Source organism: Parabacteroides sp. APC149_11_2_Y6 (assembly GCF_054506995.1).
The window spans coordinates 351175-370657 of sequence record NZ_CP173709.1 but is presented as its reverse complement, the minus strand read 5'-3'; the positions used below and the strand labels follow the sequence as shown (position 1 = coordinate 370657).

The window sequence follows — 19483 nt, the reverse complement described above, 5'->3', positions numbered from 1 at the left end:
TAAATAAACAATTCTACTTCAAATCAAATAGAAGATACTCGCAATGTATCCAATAAATCACGGTTTATCGGCTTATCGTTCTTAATTGCTTTTGAGAAAGGCACATAAACGATTTTATCATCCTGAATGCCCATCATTACATTACGCTGGTCATCCAACAGAGCATCGATTGCTGCAACTCCCATACGGGTAGCAAGAATACGATCCTGCGCCGTAGGAGAACCACCGCGCTGCAAGTGACCAAGAATGGATACACGGACATCGAACTGAGGATATTCTTTTTTCACACGTTCGGCAACCCCCATAGCACCACCGGTAACTTCGCTTTCGGCTACCAACACGATACTGCTGTTTTTGGATTTGCGGAAACCATTCTCTATCATTTCTGCCAACTGGTCTTTTTCCATCGAGATTTCAGGAATAATAGCTGCTTCAGCACCGGAAGCGATCGCTCCGTTCAAGGCAAGGAAACCGGCATCACGTCCCATTACTTCTATAAAGAAAAGACGGTCGTGTGAAGTCGCCGTATCACGGATTTTATCCACACATTCCATAATGGTGTTCAAGGCCGTATCATAACCAATCGTAACATCCGTGCCAAACAGGTCGTTGTCGATTGTTCCGGGAAGTCCTACAATAGGGATATTAAACTCCTGGGCAAAAATACGCGCACCGGTCAATGTCCCGTCACCACCTATGGCAACCAATGCATCGATACCATGCTCTACCAATCTATCGTGTGCCTGTTTGCGGCCTTCCGGAGTTTTAAATTCCATGGAACGTGCCGTTTTCAGAATTGTTCCGCCACGCTGGATTATATTACTTACATTCTGAGTCTTAAATTCCTCAATCTCATTAGTGATTAAACCTTTATAACCACGGTAAATCCCTTTTACGGACATCCCGTTATAAATAGCAGAACGCGTCACCGCGCGAATAGCTGCGTTCATTCCCGGAGCATCACCTCCGGAAGTCAATATACCAATACATTTAACTGCAGACATAACGGTCTAAATTTTATTTTCGAAGCAAATGTAATAATTATTTGTCAACGTATTCCTTTTTTATCAGAACTTCACATAATATTCAACAGTTCGTCATAAGTAAAGGCAGTATTAAAACTAAATGTATCCATCTTCAAAATATTTCATAGTTATCATTTTCCCAATTCATAACTATGGTTTTGAAAAATCATAATTATGATAATGCATTCAGTTCCCGTATACGCACTGCAACTTTTTCCATCAACCATTTGGGTGTAGAGGTCGCTCCACATACTCCGACACTTTTAACTCCCGGAGGCAAAGGCTCTGTTATTTCTTCCACGTCTGAAATAAAAATACTATTTGGATTTGTCTTCCGGCAAATATCAAAAAGCATCTTTCCATTGGAACTTTTCTTCCCTGCCACAAAATAAATCCAATCATGTTTCAAAGCAAATGCCTGAATATTGGGTAAACGGCTTGCTACCTGGCGACAGATTGTATCAAAATATTCAAATTTTATACCATCTGTTATCCGCTTTTGTATCTCTGCAACGACCGCCCTGAAACCTTCCAACGACTTGGTTGTTTGGGAAAACAGACAGATATTCCGATTAAAGTCCAACTTGCTCAAATCTTCTATTTTCTCTATCACGATAGCAGTACCTTCCGTTTGGCCTACCAATCCGTTAACCTCTGCATGACCTTTTTTCCCATAAATAACTACTTGAGTATTGCTGTCACGGGTCGACTCATACCATTTATGTATCTTTCTTTGTAATTGCAAGACGACCGGACAGGTCGCATCTACAATCGTTATATTATTCCGCTTTGCTATCTCATATGTGGAAGGAGGTTCCCCATGAGCACGAAGCAATACTTTTTCATTTCGGAGTTGAGCTAATTCCTTATGACCGATGGTACGCAACCCTGAAGCTTCCAGACGTTCTACCTCAAGACTATTATGTACGATATCACCCAGGCAATATAATGCATCCGTACTTTTCAGTTCACGTTCGGCACTTTCGATAGCAGTAACCACACCGAAACAAAAACCAGAACCCTTATCTATTTCTATTTCCATCATAATCTAATCAAAAACAACTCTCTTATATTGTTCTAAAAGCCATGCTTTTTGTTCAGGTATTGTCATATGGGAATTATCCAATTCCAACGCATCATCTGCTTTACGAAGCGGACTTTCTTCGCGATTCATATCTATATAATCACGCTTTTTCACATTCTCTAATACCTCTTCGAAAGAAACTGTATCCCCTTTTGCTTTTAACTCATCCAGTCGACGCTGGGCACGGACTTCAGGGCTTGCTGTTACATAAATTTTAAGTTCAGCATCAGGAAACACCACGGTCCCGATATCTCGCCCGTCCATTACTATCCCTTTGGATTTTCCCATTTCCTGCTGCTGTGCAACCATAGCCTGACGGACAAAACCCAATGCAGCCACGGGACTCACCCAATTGGCAACCTCCATACCGCGGATTTCCTTTTCGACTTTCACACCATTCAAATAAGTATCCGGACGTCCGGTTTCCGCATTAAATTGGAAAGAGATACGAATATCCCCTATCGCCATTTTCAGCTTATCTTCATCAATTTGCCCGTTTTTAAAGAAATCATGTTGTATGCAATATAATGTAACAGCCCGATACATAGCTCCCGTATCGATATAAGTATAACTAAGTTCCTTTGCTAAATCTTTCGCCATCGTACTTTTTCCTGTCGACGAAACGCCATCTATTGCAATTATAATCTTTTTCATTCTGATTTTCTCTTAATATAAAACATCATTTTCCTGCAAATATACCACACAAACCATATTAGTCTATACGTTTTTGCGTGATATAAAGGAAATTCTACAAAAAATTACGCCAAGTAATCAGAACAAAGAAATTAAAAGCCATGAAAAAGTCTGCATATCCTTATATTCTTCACATAACAACAAAAAAAGTAAAAAAAAGTACGTATTTTTTCACTGCCATAGGATGAGATTGAAAATAATTCGTATTTTTGCGGCATTGGGAAACACATTTTTATAACATTATAATATATGGAAATTAAGAAATCACCAAAAGCGGACCTGGAAAAAGGTAAGCTCACCAGCCTCCTAATGGGAGTTATTGTGGGTCTTGCAATCCTGTTCGTAGGCTTCGAATGGAGCAACCGTGATATTAAAGTTGTCACCGACGACGGCGTTGCTGACATCATCGCGGAAGAAGAAGTGGAAATTACAAGACAGGAGAACACTCCTCCACCTCCTCCACCTCCTCCAGCACCGGCTGCTGCCGAAGTATTAAACGTAGTAGACGATAATGTGCAATTGGACGATGTAGACATCCTCTCTTCTGAAGATGACCAGGCGGCTGCACAGGCTCAGACTTATACTCCTCCAGCAGTAGTTGAAGAAGAAGAAGAATCCTCACAACAGATCTTTACCGTAGTAGAAACAATGCCGGAATTCCCGGGTGGACAAGGAGCTTTGTTGCAATACCTTGCCAAATCCATCAAATATCCGGTTATTGCACAGGAAAACGGTATCCAAGGTCGTGTAACCTGTACTTTCGTGGTAAATAAAGACGGTTCCATTGTTGATGCAGAAGTTATCCGTGGTGTAGACCCATCACTGGACAAAGAAGCTCTTCGTGTGATCAACACCATGCCTAAATGGAGTCCTGGAAAACAAAGAGGTAAACCGGTACGTGTTAAATATACTGTGCCTGTAACATTCAGATTACAATAATAACATGTAAATATTTATAAAAAGGCTGTTTTCATTAGCAGCCTTTTTTTATTTATCCCATTTTTATTTCCATTTATACAATCAATCCTATGTTATCTTTTAATGAGATTTTACAGAAGCTTGAACATGAAATTGCCCAGCTTCAATTTACTTGCCCTCCCAAAAGCTTGTACGACCCCATTGAATATATTCTCTCTTTAGGGGGAAAAAGGATCCGTCCGGCATTAGTTTTAATGGCTTATAACCTATACAAAGACGATGTCGAAAAAGCATTAAAGCCTGCATTGGGATTGGAAGTATTTCACAACTTCACCCTTCTCCACGATGACCTGATGGATGAAGCGGATAAAAGAAGAAACAAACCGACAGTTCATAAAGTATGGAACGACAATACAGCGATCCTATCCGGTGATGCTATGCTCATTGTTGCCTATCAGCTAATCGGAGAAACACAAGCTAATGCATTAAAAGAAGCTTTGGACCTGTTCACCGTTACTGCACTTGAAATTTGCGGCGGACAACAATACGATATGGAATTCGAAACACGTTCCGATGTAACGGAAGAAGAATACATTGAAATGATCCGTCTAAAAACGGCAGTTTTACTGGCATGCGCATTAAAAATGGGTGCAATCCTTGCAGAGGCTTCCAGAGATGATGCAGAACATCTATACCAGTTTGGTATCAATATCGGGCTAGCCTTCCAGCTACAGGACGATCTACTGGATGTTTACGGGAACACCGCTACTTTCGGCAAAAATATAGGTGGTGACATATTATGCAACAAAAAAACATTTATGCTGATCAATGCATTAAAAATGGCAAATCCGTCTCAAAGAACGGAACTGGATACCTGGATCGGCAAAAAGACATTCAATCCTGAAGAGAAAATCAAAGCTGTTACAGCCATTTATAACGAATTGAATCTCAAATCGGTTTCCGAAGCCAAAATGCAGAATTATTACAATTGTGCAATGGAACATATTCAAGCATTGCAGGTGAAACCGGAAAAACTGAATATATTGAAAGAGGTCTGCTCTCATTTAATGAACCGGCAATCCTGAAATGAAACTCATAGATACACATAACCATCTGTACTTGGAGGATTTCGATCCAGAACAGGATGAATTGGTAATCAAAGCCAAAGAATCCGGTATAGATACCCTGCTTCTTCCGAATGTAGACCTTACTACAGTTGAAAGAATGCATAATCTTTGCGACCGTTATCCAGATTTTGCCTATCCGATGATGGGACTGCATCCGACCAGTGTGGACGGACACTATACGGAACAACTTAAACAGATCGAGTCTTACCTAGATAAAAGGTCCTACTGCGGAATTGGTGAAATCGGTATCGATTTATATTGGGATAAAACCTACTTGAAAGAGCAAAAAATTGTATTTGAAGAACAGTTGAAATGGAGTATTGCCTTGGACCTTCCGGTCGCTATCCATACCCGGGATGCTTTTGCTGAAGTTTTTGACTCTATTTATAAAGTTTATTCACCCGATTTAAAAGGGGTATTCCATAGCTTCACCGGAACTGAAGAAGATTTAAAAGAAATAGACAAACTGGAAAATTTCAAAATCGGTATAAACGGAGTGATTACATTTAAAAATTCCAAATTATCCGAAACAATCCGATATACCGGTATACATAAAATTGTTTTAGAGACTGATGCACCTTACTTAGCTCCCGTGCCTTACAGAGGAAAAAGGAATGAACCGACCTACATTTGGAAAACAGCCGAAAAGGTAGCTGAAACATACGGATTGGCACTCGAAGAAACAGTAAAAAAAACTCGCAATAACGCCTTGAATTTGTTCAAAAAGGTCAATAAACCCATGTAGTTTAAGAATTTCTTAAGTATGGTAGAATTTATTGCGCCAGATATTGTGCATATGTCGGGCAAAAACTATAGATTTGTGCACTGAAACGTTTGCATATGCGATTTTTTTCGTATTTTGCACTCGTTTTAGAGGAGACTAAGATTGATTTTTGGAGAGATGCTCGAGTGGTTGAAGAGGCACGCCTGGAAAGCGTGTAAACCCCTAAAGGGTTTCGCGGGTTCGAATCCCGCTTTCTCCGCATATTCAATTGATACCATGGATATTATTAATAACAAAAAATAAAATAAATAAGAGAATTATTAATCTTAAAAATTAAACACACAATGAAAAAGTATTTTGCAAAAACATTCATGGGTTTATGTGCCCTTGGAATCTCTTCTGTAGCATTCGCACAGGACGCTGCCGCTGGAGCGGGACAAGTTGTTGAAAGTGGTCTGTACCAAGCTTTGAAAGTTAAGTTCATCGAAGGTGGTGCCGACTTCATGAGTACAATTGCTATCGCTTTGATCTTAGGTTTGGCATTCTGTCTTGAAAGAATTATTTATCTTAACTTAGCAGAAACTAACACTAAAAAATTATTGTCTGGTATAGAAGATGCTTTGGATAAAGGGGATGTAGAAGGTGCAAAAGCTATCGCTCGCGACACAAGAGGTCCTATCGCTTCTATCGCTTATCAAGGTTTAATGAGAATTGACCAGGGTTTGGACGTGGTTGAAAAATCTATCATTTCTTACGGTGGTGTTCAGGGTGGTCTTTTGGAAAAGAACATGTCATGGATTACATTGTTTATCGCTATGGCACCGTCTCTGGGATTCTTGGGTACTGTAGTAGGTATGGTTATGGCGTTCGATAAAATCGAACAGGTTGGTGATATCAGCCCGACGGTTGTAGCAGGTGGTATGAAAGTGGCCTTGATCACAACTGTAGGTGGTTTGATCGTAGCATTACTTCTTCAGATATTCTATAACTATTTGTTGAGCAAACTGGAAGCTATCCTGAACCAGATGGAAGACGCTTCTATTACATTGCTTGATTTGGTTATCAAATACAACCTTAAATTCAAAAAATAGTTTAGAATTATGGCAGTTACTAAGATAAGAAAAATATCCAGCTGGACATTATTGGTAACATCTATCATTACCATCATAGTTCTGGGTATGTTCTTCGGAGGAGGGGTCGTAGATCCTTCTGCTGAAAATAAAGAGTATGTAAATACAGGACTCTTGCTTGACTGGACATATGTAATCTTTGTTGTTACAGTCGTTTGTATGATAGCCTTCGCATTATGGCAATTTGTTACAGTGCTGAAGTCTAATCCTAAATCAGCCCTTATGTCACTGGGTGTAGTAGCCTTATTCGCAGTCATGCTGTTTGTTACTTATTCTATGGGTGATGGCACTCCTTTACAGGGATTAAATGCTGATTCTCAGAGTTACAATACTTCATTTTGGCTGAAAGTAACAGATATGTGGATCAACTCAACAATCGTATTGTTCTTTTTGATCGTCATTGCTGTTATTGCAGGAACTGTAAAAAAAGCTTTAGGTAAATAATCTAGTAATAACGAATCGATAAAACAAGAAGCTATATGGGAAAAAAGAGAAAAGTACCCGCTATGAACGCGACTTCTTCAGCCGATATTGCTTTCATGTTGCTTATCTTCTTCCTTATTACTACATCAATGGACACAGATAAAGGTTTGGCTAGACGTTTGCCGCCTCCTGTACCTAAAGACCAGAAAAAGAATGAAGAAATTGATGTTAAAAAGAGAAATATGCTGGTTGTACTGATCAACAGTAGTAACCAAATCTCTTGCGGTGGAGAATACACCGACATCAAGCAATTGAAAGATAAGGTTAAAGATTTTATTGAAAATCCTTATAACGACGAACATAAACCTGAAAAGGTTGAAGTAGACGTTCCTTTTTACGGAAAAAGAATGGTTACTAAGAATCACGTAATTTCTTTACAGAATGACCGTGGTACTGAATACCAGTCATACATCAGCGTTCAGAACGAATTGGCTAAGGCTTATAACGAACTGAGAGATGATGTTTCTAAAGAAAAATTCGGAAAGGCATTTGCTGATTTGAATGATGAACAACAAAAGGCTGTGCAGATGATTTATCCGCAGAAGATATCAGAAGCAGAACCTAAAAATTATGGAGGAGATAAAAAGTAATGGGAAAGTTTAGTAAAGCGGGCGGAAGGGAAATGCCCGAATTAAATACCTCTTCATTACCTGACTTGGTGTTCGCCTTCTTGTTCTTCATCATGATGGTTACAACAATGCGTGAAGTAACTTTGAAAGTAGAATTTCGTGCTCCGGAAGCAACTGAACTTCAGAAGTTGGAAAAGAAATCATTGGTTACATTCATCTATGTAGGTAAACCGACTCAGGAAATGAGAGCTAAGATGGGTTCTGAAACTCGTTTGCAGTTGAATGATAATTTCGCTGAAATATCAGAAATTCAGGATTACATCGCTCAGGAAAAGTCCAGTATGAAAGAAGAAGACCAGCCGTTCATGACTGTATCTATCAAAGCTGATAAAGAAACTAAGATGGGTATTATTACGGACGTAAAACAGGCTCTTCGTGAAGCATACGCATTGAAGATCAGTTATTCTGCACGTCAACGTGTTGATTAACCGGAGAAATACTTACTAAAAAAGGCGGGATTTTAGATCCCGCCTTTTTTATTTTATATATTGACACCATATACATGTTTGTAAATAATTTGCTTGACTCCATCAAAAGAATCCGACAGATCTATTTGGCCATAACTCATCAGGCGCATTTCAAGCCCATCTTCTCCCTGACGATATGGAGGCTGATAATATACATGAGAATCCAAAACAAAGTCTAAACGCTCATAAAAGCCAATTCTACGCTTACTCATTTCATCTTCGGGGATTTCTACCTCTATAACTATAGGAGAACCACAGATGGCAAGAAATTGCTCCATAGCCTTAGCACCAATACCTCCATTACGGGCTGCCGCATCAATAGCAAAATGTTCGATATAAGCAAAATCATCAAAAGTCCATTTGGTGATAAAACCTACATATTCATCGCCTCTTAACAATGCATATATTACAAAACGGGGTTCGTCCGACAACAGATCACGCACAAGAGCAAAATCACGGCGCTCTACTTCCGGAAAAGAATCATTATAAGTCTTCTCTATCCGATTCAACAACGGATCCGATACATCCTTCACCGGTACACAAACAACTGATGGCTTCAAACTCATAAAACGTCAATTTTAATGATTACTAAAAAAGAAACTTACAAACTAAAATATTTATCCAAACAATATCCATTAATCATTAGAGATTAGTTATATTTGTATTTAGAATGTAAGATTCTATACTACATATATACAAATATACAGAAATTATGGCACATCATCAACTGGATGAATTAGACGAAAAGATACTAAAACTAATTATCGGAAATGCCCGCATGCCTTTCCTCGAAGTGGCAAGAGAATGTAATGTATCGGGGGCCGCTATTCATCAACGCATACAAAAGTTGACTAATCTGGGAGTAATAAAAGGTTCCGAATTTATTGTCGATAATACGAAAGTAGGCTATGAGACATGTGCCTATATGGGATTATTCCTCAAATCACCGGGACAATTTCCCTCTGTGACAGAGGCATTGAGGCAAATACCGGAAGTAGTGGAATGCCATTATACTACAGGACAATATGATTTATTTATCAAGATATATGCAAAAAACAACCAGCACCTGCTCAGCATTATCCATAAAAAATTACAACCATTAGGATTAGCACGGACAGAGTCGCTGATATCCTTTAAAGAAGCATTTAAAAAACAAATTCCGATTAATCTGGAAGATGAAGAATAAAAAACCATCACTTACTCTCTGCCTCACATCACAACAAAGAGAGTAAGTGATAGAAATAAATTACACCAATTTGCTAATTAAAAACAGATAAAAGCGGGATATAAAGCAGAATTAGCAAAACCCTACTTAACATTAAAGAAAGCTCTCACGACGTAGAACAAGAACACAATATTACATGACATCACGGTAAGGCTACTTATTGATTCGGTACAGAAAAGTAATTACTTATTACGAATAACAAAAATAAATGAAAATGAAAAAGACGCCTATCTATTTAATGCTATTATTTATGCTGATTACCGCTTGTTCACAGTTTGGAAATCAAGCGATAAACAAAGACATTACAACTATTAAGATGACTGTAGACATTGCCAACCCCAGATCTCCCCTACTGCTCAAAACAGAGAAAATATGGAATGCAGCTCATTCCCCAACTAATTTATGGGATAAAATCTTAACCCAGTACGACACTTGTCCTGAACCTGAGACTCTATATATAGACTGGGGAGACGGGACACAAGACAGCACTACAAACAAACATAATTATAAACAGCAAGGGACCTATGCAGTTACTGTAACAGCCAAGAATTTATACAGATTAAAATTAGATTGGCCACAAGGGCATTATTCTGCAATGAATTGGATTAAGACCTTCACTATAGAGAGTCCGACATTAATGTCTTTAGACTTCGCACTTGCTTCTACAAGAGGAAATCTGGAACTAAAAAACTGCAACAATCTACGTTACTTATCCTGTAGTGGTATCGGAACTGATTCTTTAGATTTAAGTAATTGTACAAATATGGAATGGCTGGATTGCCGTGCCAATAAAATGAAGTATTTAAATATTGGAAAATGCACGAATTTAAAAGCAATTGAATGCGGCGTTAATTATATTGACACTCTGGATATAAGTTCTGCAACTCAATTAATCTATTTAGAATGTGAAAATACACTTATCAAATCATTGAATATTACAAATGCGAAAAATCTGGAAACATTACATTGCCGAAACATGTACTTAAAAGAATTAGACATTACAAATAATCCCAAATTAAGTGATCTTTATTATGGAATTGATGGCACCTACAATCTCTATGTCAAAAAAGGAAGCACATATGAAAAGGGGGGCTATGGAGTCCATTATAATGTAAAAATTCATGTAAAAGAATGAACCAAAATACAAGGGAGAATAAATCACTGCACCATTTGATAAAAAGCATTGATAATCTTTGTATTAGCAGTATATTTTTCTTGCATTAGCAGTACTAAAAAGTGCTCGGCACCCGGGTGTCGAGCTACTGGAGGCCCAGGTGTCGGCATCGTTCAGACCTGGGTATAAACTGGCTCTAAATGGGCATTTGGGGATGAATATGTAGTGATTTAATGTAAAAAACAGACTATTTATGGTACATTTCTATGTTGTTCATGAAATATCAGGCAAGGCGGAGACGGAAGATGATATTCAATTTTAGTAAACTTTTGAAGCGAAATAAGGTATCTAATAAGCAGATCACGCGAGGTTCTTGTTCTTATGAAGAACAGATAAACACCTGACAAACAATATTTTGATATTTTCCCCTTATGATAGTATGATGACAATTATGATAGTTGATTTTTGAACTATCATAACTACAACCATCTTGTATACAGCATTTTACCATGCATTATGATAGTTATGACAGATAAATTTGTAACACGAAGCTTTATGCCAATAAAAGTACGTGACCAGAATAATAGTCATGAAACGCCATCAAAAGATTGAACAAGCGTTCGATGAAAAGTTCCGGGGCATACATTGACGAAGTCAGGAAAAAATAAAACAGAAAAGAGGAAAGTAAAGTAAATATAATTCACTCCACTATCCTCTTTTTCAACTAAAGTTTTATTCTATACAGTTCTATTTTAGAAATCTGCATTTTTCGGGGTACGCGGGAACGGTATGACGTCGCGGATATTTGTCATTCCTGTTACGAATAACAGCAAACGTTCAAATCCCAGGCCAAACCCTGAATGAGGAACTGTACCGAAACGGCGGGTATCCAAATACCACCACATATCCTTCATGGGTATGCCCAATTCATTGATGCGGTTTTGCAGCTTATCATAATCAGCTTCACGCTCAGATCCACCAATAATTTCTCCGATTTTCGGGAATAGAACATCCATTGCACGGACAGTCTTTCCATCTTCGTTCTGCTTCATATAGAACGCTTTGATTTCTTTCGGATAATCTGTCAGGATAACCGGACGTTTAAAATGGTCTTCGACCAAGAAACGCTCATGCTCAGAAGCCAAATCAACACCCCAATAAACAGGGAATTCGAATTTATGCCCCTTAGCTACTGCCTCTTCAAGAATCTTAATACCCTCGGTATATGGCAAACGTACAAATTCATCTTTTAATACACCTTCCAGACGTGCTATTAATTCCTTATCGAACATGTCGTTCAAGAACTTAATATCATCCATACAATTATCCAACGCCCAGCGAACACAATATTTAATAAAGTCTTCTGCCAGATCCATGTTATCAAGGATATCATTGAATGCAACTTCCGGTTCAATCATCCAAAACTCAGCCAAGTGCCGCGGAGTATTTGAGTTTTCAGCACGGAAAGTCGGCCCAAATGTATAAATCTGTCCCAATGCTGTTGCTGCCAATTCACCTTCAAGCTGTCCGGAAACTGTTAAACTTGCCTGTTTTCCAAAGAAGTCGTCATCATAAATAATTGAGCCGTTTTCATCCTTCTTCAGATCATATAAGTTCATTGTTGTTACCTGAAACATCTGTCCGGCACCTTCGCAATCGGATGCTGTAACAATAGGTGTATGGAAATAAAAGAAACCTCTGTCATGGAAAAATTTATGAATTGCATAAGCCATATTATGACGGATACGGAATACTGCACCAAATGTATTCGTACGGGGACGCAAATGAGCTATCTCACGCAAGAACTCCATAGAGTGCCCCTTCTTCTGCAAAGGATATGTATTCACATCGGCAGTCCCATAAATTTCAATCTCGGTAGCCTGAATTTCTACATTCTGTCCCTTTCCCTGAGATTGTACCAATATTCCGTTTACATTTATGCTGGCACCCGTTGTAATAGGCTTAAGGTATTCCTCCCCTAATTTTTCCACGTCTACAACGATCTGAACATTATTAATTGTAGAACCGTCATTCAAAGCTATAAAGCTAACTTGTTTGCTACCACGACGGGTACGAACCCATCCCTTAACATTAACGGTCGTACCGTAAGCCTCACTCTTCAGTACATCTACAATTTTTGTTCTTTTAATTGCTTCCATGTTTATATTTTTAATCTTAGATAATCAAAACAAGTTAGCCGGCATCTCAACCGGCTAACTCTATATTTCTTATTCAAAAGCTCCCATTCGGAGAGTATTAACCTCTCTTTCATTCAGATAACGCCATTTTCCGCGTCCCAGGTTCTTTTTAGTCAGTCCGGCAAAGTATACACGATCAAGTTTAATCACGTGATAGCCCAATGATTCGAAAATACGACGAACGATACGATTACGACCGGAATGGATTTCAATACCCACCTGGCTTTTATCCTCTTCGCTGGCATAACTAATTGCATCTGCGTGGATTTCACCATCTTCAAGTTCCAATCCATTTGCAATCTTTTCCATATCTTCAACCGTTACATTCTTATCCAACCATACATGATAAATCTTTTTCTTCTTATAAGACGGATGAGTCAATTTAGAAGCCAAATCTCCATCATTAGTCAATAACAGGACACCTGTTGTATTACGGTCTAAACGTCCTACCGGATAAATACGTTCCTGACATGCATTTTTTACTAAATCCATTACCGTCAAACGTTCCTGAGGATCATCAGATGTTGTTACACAATTCTTCGGCTTATTCAAGACGATATAGATCTTGCTTTCAATCTGGACAGGACGATCCTGGAATGTAACCTTATCCTGACGCGTAATCTTTGTTCCCAATTCAGTTACTACTGCATCGTTAACTTTAACTACCCCCGACTGGATAAATTCATCAGCTTCACGACGTGAACAAACACCGGCATTTGACAAAAATTTGTTCAAACGAATTGGTTCGTTCGGATCTGCCAAGACTTCCTTATACTTTAACTGTTTCTGGAAATTATATTTGGCATTTGGATTATAGTCTCCGGAACGATTATTATTGCTCGGACGACGATTTCCATAGCCACCACCATTATTGCCATAGCCTCTGTGATTACCATAGCCTCCGCTATTGCCATAACCTCCACTATTACCATAACGGTTATTATTCCCATAGCCTCTGTTGTTATCGCGATGTTCATTACGATCGAATGATGTTACACGAGCATCACCAACACGAGGTCTTCTTTTTTTCATGCCATCTCCTGAAACACCTTCACCTGAAGGAGTTGCAGAATAAGCTTTTCCACGGTCTTCATAATTCGGACGGGAAGGACGGTTATACGATGGACGGTCATTCCCATAATAATTATTATTACCATGAGGACGGTCATTATTGTTGCCATATCCCCCCTGATTATACGACCGGTTGTTTCCATAAGACGACCGTGAATTGTTATAACCACCCTGGTTTCCATAATTACGGTTTCCGCCATTGTCACGGTTATAAGGTTTGTTGTAACCACCCTCACGGTTGTTATCGTACGTACGCGGACGACTTGGTCTGTCACCATAAGAATTATAACCGCCACGGTCTTCCCAATTAGGACGGTTATACGATCTCCGTTCATAGTTGTTTCCTTCAGGTCTGTTATAACCTTGGTTGTAAGGTCTCCGTTCAGAATCCTGGTCTGTGTTTTCTCGTCTGATACTTGGTATCACTTTCCTTGGACGCGGTTGAGTTTCATCTCTTTCTTCTGTACTCATTTGCTACGAATTAAATGATAATTAAATAATTCGGTAGCCTCACGGCTACCACCTGTTTCTCTCTAAATTCCTGTATAATTATGAGGCGTAATCGCCTTTAATTCAGCTTTAACAGCATCACTCACCTGCAATGTATCAATAAAACTACGTATCGATTCAGATGTAATTCCTTCATTTGTACGAGTCAAAGCTTTTAACGCTTCATAAGGTTTCGGATAACCTTCCCGGCGCAAAATAGTTTGGATACCTTCGGCTACCACAGCCCAACATTGATCCAAGTCCTGATACAAAGCTTTCTCATTTAATAACAATTTTCCCAGGCCTTTTGTTAAGCTTTTGAATGCTATTTCAATATGAGCCATCGGGACACCCACATTACGTAACACTGTAGAGTCTGTTAAATCCCGCTGCAAACGAGATATAGGCAATTTCATAGCCAAATGCGTTAAGATGGCATTCGCCATTCCCAAATTACCTTCTGCATTTTCAAAATCAATCGGGTTTACCTTATGAGGCATTGCAGAAGATCCGACTTCACCAGCCTTAATCTTTTGCTTGAAATATTCCATTGAAACATATTGCCAGAAATCACGGCACAAGTCAATCAGGATAGTATCGACTCTCTTCATGCCATCAAAAATTGCAGCAAGATTGTCATAATTTGAAATCTGTGTAGTCCATTCCTCACGGCTAAGACCCAACACTTCATTTACAAATTTGTTACCAAATGCACGCCAGTCATATTCCGGATAGGCAACGTTATGTGCATTGAAATTACCTGTCGCACCACCAAATTTGGCAGAGACAGGAACTGCTTTCAACAAAGCCACCTGCTGTTCCAGGCGGTACACAAATACCATAATTTCTTTTCCCAAACGTGTAGGAGAAGCCGGCTGTCCATGAGTTTTTGCCAGCATAGGTATTTCGGCCCATGCTTCAGCATATTGCTTCAACAGATCTATCACTTCCTGAAGTCCCGGATAATACACCTCGTTCAAAGCATCTTTGATAGACAAAGGTACGGATGTATTGTTTATATCCTGGGATGTCAACCCGAAATGAATAAATTCTTTATACTCCTGCAAAGACAGTAAATCAAATTTTTCTTTGATAAAATACTCTACTGCTTTTACATCATGATTTGTTATGCTCTCTATCTCTTTTATACGCGTTGCATCTTCAACAGAAAAGTCCTGATAAATTTTCCGCAGAGCTTGTTTATTTTCCGCTGTTGCCAAAGCATTTAATTGCGGAAGAAATTCAGACAAAGTAATAAAATACTCGATCTCAACCTGCACTCTGTATTTAATGAGTGCATATTCAGAGAAGTAGGCAGCCAGATTTTCAGCCTTATTCCTATATCGCCCGTCTACAGGTGATATTGCTGTTAGTGTAGAAAATTTCATATACATTATTAATATAGAGATGCAAAGGTACTATAATTCTTAAACATACAGGGCAGAGCTGGAACTTTTTTCTACTTTTTTCGCAAAAAATTTGGAGAGAATAAAAAAAGCCGTATCTTTGCAGCGCTTTAGAGAGATAAAGCATATAAATTTACTGAAAATGAAAGGGCGTTTAGCTCAGCTGGTTCAGAGCATCTGCCTTACAAGCAGAGGGTCGGCGGTTCGAATCCGTCAACGCCCACTTTCATAACGAATTGATTTCACTTTTGGGCGTTTAGCTCAGCTGGTTCAGAGCATCTGCCTTACAAGCAGAGGGTCGGCGGTTCGAATCCGTCAACGCCCACTGATAACCAAAAGGATTTCACATTCGGGCGTTTAGCTCAGCTGGTTCAGAGCATCTGCCTTACAAGCAGAGGGTCGGCGGTTCGAATCCGTCAACGCCCACAAAAAAAGAGGACATGTTTTTATAACACGTCCTTTTTTTATGCCCTATTTTTAACGTCTTTGGTGTAAGGGCACCGATATAATACGGTCTATCGAATACTTTCCCGGTCCCACTATATACATCAATACAAAAACTACCAAATAAATGAAAGCTAACTCCTTCACGGCAAACGGATCCGCCCCGTGAATAACAAAGAAAGCCATTCCCATTGTAAATATCATCGGTATCATAGCCAAACGATAAAGCGCCCCGAAAATAAATCCTACAGAACATAACATCTCTCCAAAAATAGCCAAGCCTAAAGATACAGAATTACCCACACCTAACGGGTCTGGAAATGTGGCAGACATTTCCGAATAATTAGTCCACTTCTGTAGACCATGACTTAACAACAGTCCTCCAAAAAGAAGACGAAGAGCTAATAACAACAAAGAGATTGCCGTTCCATCCGGCTTCTGGGGAAATAAAAATTTATAAATCTTCAACATATTATTTTATTTTTCATTTTATAAGAAAACAAAACAATACATTAAAAGGTTCAATAAACTTACATTTCACGTTTCAGTCCGCTTACCTGCTCTTTATCCTGAAGCAATACTCTCCACCTCCTAATACCGTGGCAGAATCGGTATACAAAGTTGCTTGTGTATTAGGCGGAACAGTCACATTAAGCACAATTGTTTCGCCTTCCCGTCTCCATTTGGAAACAATAAGTCCACGAACTGACTTATATGTAGCCTCAGCCCAATCAAGTTCCTGTATAAAATGCGGTTTAATAACAAAGTGTGCAAACCCCGGATTATTTTCATCATAATTAATCCCAGCTATGACATTAAACATCCAGGCACTTATATTCCCTAAAAAAGCGTGATTCAATGAAGCATCCTTTCTATTCTCATCTATCAACCATGTTTCATATAAAGTCGTAGCATTCATTTTCTTTATCCAATAGCCCCAGGACGGATGTGTATCTTTTACGATCATATGATAAGCTAATTCTGTATAGCCATAATGGGATAACACAGACGGAACATATTTACTACCCAGTAAGCCAAAATCCAGAGAACCTCCGTTATTTCTCACTTTCTCAGCCAATTTTTCAGCTACTAATGATTGTTTTTCTTCAGGAACTATATCCAAATACAACGCCAAACTCTGAGACGTTTGTGTACCATTTGCATATATGCCTGTTTCCGGATGAAAAAATTTCTCATTAATCCTATTTTTCAAAGCAGCCGCCTTTTCTTTATAATATGCAGAATCATATCCTAATAGTTCAGCAAACTGTGTCATCCGTATATAATCCAGATAAGCAAAACAGGAAGAAGTATATTCTACCAGCGTTTGTTCCCTATAAAATACCCAGTCTCCCAATCCGTAGGTCAGTAACCCCTCCACTTCACGAGTCTGTAGATATTCCAAATAATTCCGGCAAGTCTCATAAACTTGCTCTATACAACGGGTATCACCATAATACATATAAAGTGCATAGGGTATAACAAATAAAGCTGCATCCCATACAGGCCCTATCCAATCGTCATATCCCCACCCAGAACTTGGTATGATTCCGGAAATACGTCCATTATTTCTCTGATTATCAACAAAATCGCGCATCCATTTTTCATAAAATAAAATACCGTCATAATTCAACAATGCCAGGTCAATGGCAATATATGCATCGGCAGTCCAACCATTCTTTTCCCGTTGCGGACAATCCGTAGGAATACTATGCAAATTACTCAGATAAGAACGATTGGTAGCTTCCCATAAACGATTTAAAACCGTATCCGAACAACAGAACATACCCACAGGTTCAACATCCGTATGAACAAACAGCCCTGTTAACGACTGAATGGTCAACAGAACAGGCTTATCGCTTTCTATTTCTACATATTGAAAACCATGATACGTAAAAGAAGGAATAAACACTTCATTTTCCCCTTTCCCTTTCAATATAAAAACATCCTGTTGAAATCTTTCCACCGAGTCTATCGGAGTAAAATAGATATCGATGTTACTCTGATCTAACCGTCCCTCTTCATCAAGCATTTCCCCATGTTTTATAAAAACATGAGTATCCGGCTCGCCTTTTACTTCTAGGCGGCAAACCCCGGAAATATTCTCGCCAAAATCATATACATACAATGTATCGTTAAACTTGTGCATATTAACCGGACAAATCTCTTTTTTAATCCGAACAGGAGGCATATTCTGCGATTGTAATACCGGCTGGAAATCCGCAGACACAGCTTTTGCCTGTTTCCAGTTCGTCTCATCACATGACACCTTTTTCCAATCTTCAATTTCAGCCCTTGCATCATATATGTCCCCACTATAAAGGCTATTGAACAGATAAGGGCCTGTTGCAGTTTTCCAATCAGTATCCGTTGAAATAACTTGTGTAGAACCATCCGCATACAACAAATGTATCTCACAAAGTAACTGTGGACGCGCTCTCCATTGTGCTTTTTCAAAATCCCAGACACCTTTGGATTGCATATTAAACCAACCGTTACCTAATACGGCGGCCACCACATTCTTTCCTCCTACAACCTGCGAAGTTATATCATATACAGAATATAGTACCCGTTTGTCAAAATGCGTATATCCCGGTTCCAGATAAGAATTCCCTATTTGCTTTTCGTTCAGGAACATTTCAAAATATCCTAATCCAGAAACATAGGCACGGGCAGATAATGGCTTTTCTTTCACTTCAAAGACTTTTCTGAACATAGGAGCCGAAGCGAAATCTTTATCCAGCCAATCAGTTATCCAGATAGCCTGCCAATCCGCCAAACCCATCTTCCCCATTTCAAAACTATCTACAGGAGATTCTATTGATTGTCCCTGCTTATCCCAAATTATAACCTTCCAATAATATCGTTGATGGGATTCCAAACAAATCCCACTGTCATATGTACATCTGGCTACAGAAGTCTGAACTTTGCCGGAAATCCATATATCCGCCTTTCCTTTTTCCAACAAACCAACCGATGAAGCTATCTGAATCTGATAAGCATGTTGTATAAATAAGCCATTCTTTCCAGCAAAACTCCATACAAAGCGGGGGCGAGGGGTATCCACACCCAAAGGTGCTTTTTGATATTCACAACGTAAATTCACAACTTCTATCCTGTCAACTTTTTTACATCCGGAAAGAGACAGAACAATCAAACATATATATATTATTTTATGGACTTCACTCATAACATAAACATATTAAAGGCTTCAAATTAACAGGCACAGATTTTTTATTTACAAATCTGTGCCCAT

At 38.9% G+C, this 19483-nt stretch carries 18 protein-coding genes and 4 tRNA genes; 13 read left to right on the top strand and 9 right to left on the bottom strand.

Annotated features, from left to right (window positions below; genetic code table 11):
• Positions 1–23: 23 nt before the first annotated feature.
• The 3 genes from pfkA to cmk all read right to left on the bottom strand — a co-directional run bounded on the left by pfkA (position 24) and on the right by cmk (position 2763).
• On the bottom strand, positions 24–1004 hold the full coding sequence (gene pfkA / locus ACGE0T_RS01555) for a 6-phosphofructokinase (protein WP_459188805.1): 981 nt from the start codon (positions 1002–1004) through the stop codon (positions 24–26).
• A 193-nt stretch (positions 1005–1197) separates the two neighbouring features.
• Positions 1198–2070, bottom strand: a complete 873-nt coding sequence (locus ACGE0T_RS01550) for a 4-hydroxy-3-methylbut-2-enyl diphosphate reductase (RefSeq protein WP_459188804.1) — start codon at positions 2068–2070, stop codon at positions 1198–1200.
• A gap of 3 nt (positions 2071–2073) precedes the next feature.
• Positions 2074–2763 (bottom strand): (d)CMP kinase, encoded by a 690-nt coding sequence (gene cmk / locus ACGE0T_RS01545; RefSeq protein WP_459188803.1) that lies wholly within the window; start codon positions 2761–2763, stop codon positions 2074–2076.
• 288 nt (positions 2764–3051) lie between these two features.
• On the opposite strand from cmk, the gene ACGE0T_RS01540 reads away from it, so the two are divergent.
• The 8 genes from ACGE0T_RS01540 to ACGE0T_RS01505 all read left to right on the top strand — a co-directional run bounded on the left by ACGE0T_RS01540 (position 3052) and on the right by ACGE0T_RS01505 (position 8241).
• Positions 3052–3741: an energy transducer TonB gene (locus ACGE0T_RS01540; protein WP_459188802.1), complete on the top strand. Its 690-nt coding sequence runs from the start codon at positions 3052–3054 to the stop codon at positions 3739–3741.
• An 89-nt stretch (positions 3742–3830) separates the two neighbouring features.
• The gene (locus ACGE0T_RS01535) at positions 3831–4805 is read left to right on the top strand and encodes a polyprenyl synthetase family protein (RefSeq protein WP_459188801.1); all 975 of its coding nucleotides are present in this window, start codon (positions 3831–3833) and stop codon (positions 4803–4805) included.
• Position 4806: 1 nt separating this feature from the next.
• Positions 4807–5592 (top strand): TatD family hydrolase, encoded by a 786-nt coding sequence (locus tag ACGE0T_RS01530; RefSeq protein ID WP_459188800.1) that lies wholly within the window; start codon positions 4807–4809, stop codon positions 5590–5592.
• Positions 5593–5742: 150 nt separating this feature from the next.
• Positions 5743–5830: transfer RNA gene (locus ACGE0T_RS01525), tRNA-Ser, on the top strand.
• Positions 5831–5915: 85 nt separating this feature from the next.
• On the top strand, positions 5916–6662 hold the full coding sequence (locus ACGE0T_RS01520) for a MotA/TolQ/ExbB proton channel family protein (RefSeq protein ID WP_459188799.1): 747 nt from the start codon (positions 5916–5918) through the stop codon (positions 6660–6662).
• A gap of 9 nt (positions 6663–6671) precedes the next feature.
• Positions 6672–7145 carry a hypothetical protein gene (locus tag ACGE0T_RS01515; protein ID WP_459188798.1) on the top strand — a complete coding sequence of 158 codons (474 nt, stop codon included), beginning with the start codon at positions 6672–6674 and terminating at the stop codon, positions 7143–7145.
• 35 nt (positions 7146–7180) lie between these two features.
• Positions 7181–7774 carry an ExbD/TolR family protein gene (locus ACGE0T_RS01510; RefSeq protein ID WP_459188797.1) on the top strand — a complete coding sequence of 198 codons (594 nt, stop codon included), beginning with the start codon at positions 7181–7183 and terminating at the stop codon, positions 7772–7774.
• Positions 7774–8241 (top strand): ExbD/TolR family protein, encoded by a 468-nt coding sequence (locus ACGE0T_RS01505; RefSeq protein ID WP_459188796.1) that lies wholly within the window; start codon positions 7774–7776, stop codon positions 8239–8241. The genes ACGE0T_RS01510 and ACGE0T_RS01505 overlap by 1 nt, the downstream gene beginning before the upstream one ends.
• 53 nt (positions 8242–8294) lie before the next feature.
• On the opposite strand, the gene ACGE0T_RS01500 is transcribed toward ACGE0T_RS01505, so the two are convergent.
• Positions 8295–8846, bottom strand: a complete 552-nt coding sequence (locus ACGE0T_RS01500; RefSeq protein ID WP_459188795.1) for a GNAT family N-acetyltransferase — start codon at positions 8844–8846, stop codon at positions 8295–8297.
• A 146-nt stretch (positions 8847–8992) separates the two neighbouring features.
• On the opposite strand from ACGE0T_RS01500, the gene ACGE0T_RS01495 reads away from it, so the two are divergent.
• Both ACGE0T_RS01495 and ACGE0T_RS01490 read left to right on the top strand, forming a co-directional pair.
• Positions 8993–9466, top strand: coding sequence for an Lrp/AsnC family transcriptional regulator (locus ACGE0T_RS01495; protein ID WP_459188794.1), 474 nt, complete (start codon positions 8993–8995; stop codon positions 9464–9466).
• A 253-nt stretch (positions 9467–9719) separates the two neighbouring features.
• Entirely contained in the window at positions 9720–10640 is a 921-nt protein-coding gene (locus ACGE0T_RS01490) for a PKD domain-containing protein (protein ID WP_459188793.1), read from the top strand.
• A gap of 731 nt (positions 10641–11371) precedes the next feature.
• Here the strand turns inward: ACGE0T_RS01490 and asnS are convergent.
• The 3 genes from asnS to purB all read right to left on the bottom strand — a co-directional run bounded on the left by asnS (position 11372) and on the right by purB (position 15765).
• Positions 11372–12778 carry an asparagine--tRNA ligase gene (gene asnS / locus ACGE0T_RS01485; protein ID WP_459188792.1) on the bottom strand — a complete coding sequence of 469 codons (1407 nt, stop codon included), beginning with the start codon at positions 12776–12778 and terminating at the stop codon, positions 11372–11374.
• A 69-nt stretch (positions 12779–12847) separates the two neighbouring features.
• The gene (locus tag ACGE0T_RS01480; protein ID WP_459188791.1) at positions 12848–14359 is read right to left on the bottom strand and encodes a pseudouridine synthase; all 1512 of its coding nucleotides are present in this window, start codon (positions 14357–14359) and stop codon (positions 12848–12850) included.
• 62 nt (positions 14360–14421) lie between these two features.
• Positions 14422–15765 (bottom strand): adenylosuccinate lyase, encoded by a 1344-nt coding sequence (gene purB / locus ACGE0T_RS01475; protein WP_459188790.1) that lies wholly within the window; start codon positions 15763–15765, stop codon positions 14422–14424.
• A gap of 166 nt (positions 15766–15931) precedes the next feature.
• Here purB and ACGE0T_RS01470 point away from each other — a divergent pair.
• From ACGE0T_RS01470 to ACGE0T_RS01460, 3 genes are all read left to right on the top strand, one after another.
• Positions 15932–16006, top strand: a tRNA-Val gene (locus ACGE0T_RS01470).
• 27 nt (positions 16007–16033) lie between these two features.
• A tRNA-Val gene (locus ACGE0T_RS01465) sits at positions 16034–16108 on the top strand.
• Between the two features lie 26 nt (positions 16109–16134).
• A tRNA-Val gene (locus ACGE0T_RS01460) sits at positions 16135–16209 on the top strand.
• Positions 16210–16260: 51 nt separating this feature from the next.
• On the opposite strand, the gene ACGE0T_RS01455 is transcribed toward ACGE0T_RS01460, so the two are convergent.
• Both ACGE0T_RS01455 and ACGE0T_RS01450 read right to left on the bottom strand, forming a co-directional pair.
• Complete coding sequence (locus ACGE0T_RS01455) at positions 16261–16698, bottom strand: DoxX family protein (protein ID WP_459188789.1); 438 nt, start codon at positions 16696–16698, stop codon at positions 16261–16263.
• Between the two features lie 82 nt (positions 16699–16780).
• Positions 16781–19417: an alpha-L-rhamnosidase gene (locus ACGE0T_RS01450; protein ID WP_459188788.1), complete on the bottom strand. Its 2637-nt coding sequence runs from the start codon at positions 19415–19417 to the stop codon at positions 16781–16783.
• Positions 19418–19483 lie beyond the last annotated feature (66 nt).

What these genes read in the sequence shown, in the direction of transcription:
- ACGE0T_RS01505 (WP_459188796.1), top strand. Translation starts at nt 7,774, where the DNA reads ATGGGAAAGTTTAGTAAAGCGGGCGGAAGGGAAATGCCCGAATTAAAT.
- ACGE0T_RS01490 (WP_459188793.1), top strand. Translation starts at nt 9,720, where the DNA reads ATGAAAAAGACGCCTATCTATTTAATGCTATTATTTATGCTGATTACC.
- ACGE0T_RS01495 (WP_459188794.1), top strand. Translation starts at nt 8,993, where the DNA reads ATGGCACATCATCAACTGGATGAATTAGACGAAAAGATACTAAAACTA.
- purB (WP_459188790.1), bottom strand. Translation starts at nt 15,765, where the DNA reads ATGAAATTTTCTACACTAACAGCAATATCACCTGTAGACGGGCGATAT.
- ACGE0T_RS01535 (WP_459188801.1), top strand. Translation starts at nt 3,831, where the DNA reads ATGTTATCTTTTAATGAGATTTTACAGAAGCTTGAACATGAAATTGCC.
- pfkA (WP_459188805.1), bottom strand. Translation starts at nt 1,004, where the DNA reads ATGTCTGCAGTTAAATGTATTGGTATATTGACTTCCGGAGGTGATGCT.
- ACGE0T_RS01510 (WP_459188797.1), top strand. Translation starts at nt 7,181, where the DNA reads ATGGGAAAAAAGAGAAAAGTACCCGCTATGAACGCGACTTCTTCAGCC.
- asnS (WP_459188792.1), bottom strand. Translation starts at nt 12,778, where the DNA reads ATGGAAGCAATTAAAAGAACAAAAATTGTAGATGTACTGAAGAGTGAG.
- ACGE0T_RS01550 (WP_459188804.1), bottom strand. Translation starts at nt 2,070, where the DNA reads ATGATGGAAATAGAAATAGATAAGGGTTCTGGTTTTTGTTTCGGTGTG.
- ACGE0T_RS01540 (WP_459188802.1), top strand. Translation starts at nt 3,052, where the DNA reads ATGGAAATTAAGAAATCACCAAAAGCGGACCTGGAAAAAGGTAAGCTC.
- cmk (WP_459188803.1), bottom strand. Translation starts at nt 2,763, where the DNA reads ATGAAAAAGATTATAATTGCAATAGATGGCGTTTCGTCGACAGGAAAA.
- ACGE0T_RS01520 (WP_459188799.1), top strand. Translation starts at nt 5,916, where the DNA reads ATGAAAAAGTATTTTGCAAAAACATTCATGGGTTTATGTGCCCTTGGA.
- ACGE0T_RS01455 (WP_459188789.1), bottom strand. Translation starts at nt 16,698, where the DNA reads ATGTTGAAGATTTATAAATTTTTATTTCCCCAGAAGCCGGATGGAACG.
- ACGE0T_RS01480 (WP_459188791.1), bottom strand. Translation starts at nt 14,359, where the DNA reads ATGAGTACAGAAGAAAGAGATGAAACTCAACCGCGTCCAAGGAAAGTG.
- ACGE0T_RS01515 (WP_459188798.1), top strand. Translation starts at nt 6,672, where the DNA reads ATGGCAGTTACTAAGATAAGAAAAATATCCAGCTGGACATTATTGGTA.
- ACGE0T_RS01530 (WP_459188800.1), top strand. Translation starts at nt 4,807, where the DNA reads ATGAAACTCATAGATACACATAACCATCTGTACTTGGAGGATTTCGAT.
- ACGE0T_RS01450 (WP_459188788.1), bottom strand. Translation starts at nt 19,417, where the DNA reads ATGAGTGAAGTCCATAAAATAATATATATATGTTTGATTGTTCTGTCT.
- ACGE0T_RS01500 (WP_459188795.1), bottom strand. Translation starts at nt 8,846, where the DNA reads ATGAGTTTGAAGCCATCAGTTGTTTGTGTACCGGTGAAGGATGTATCG.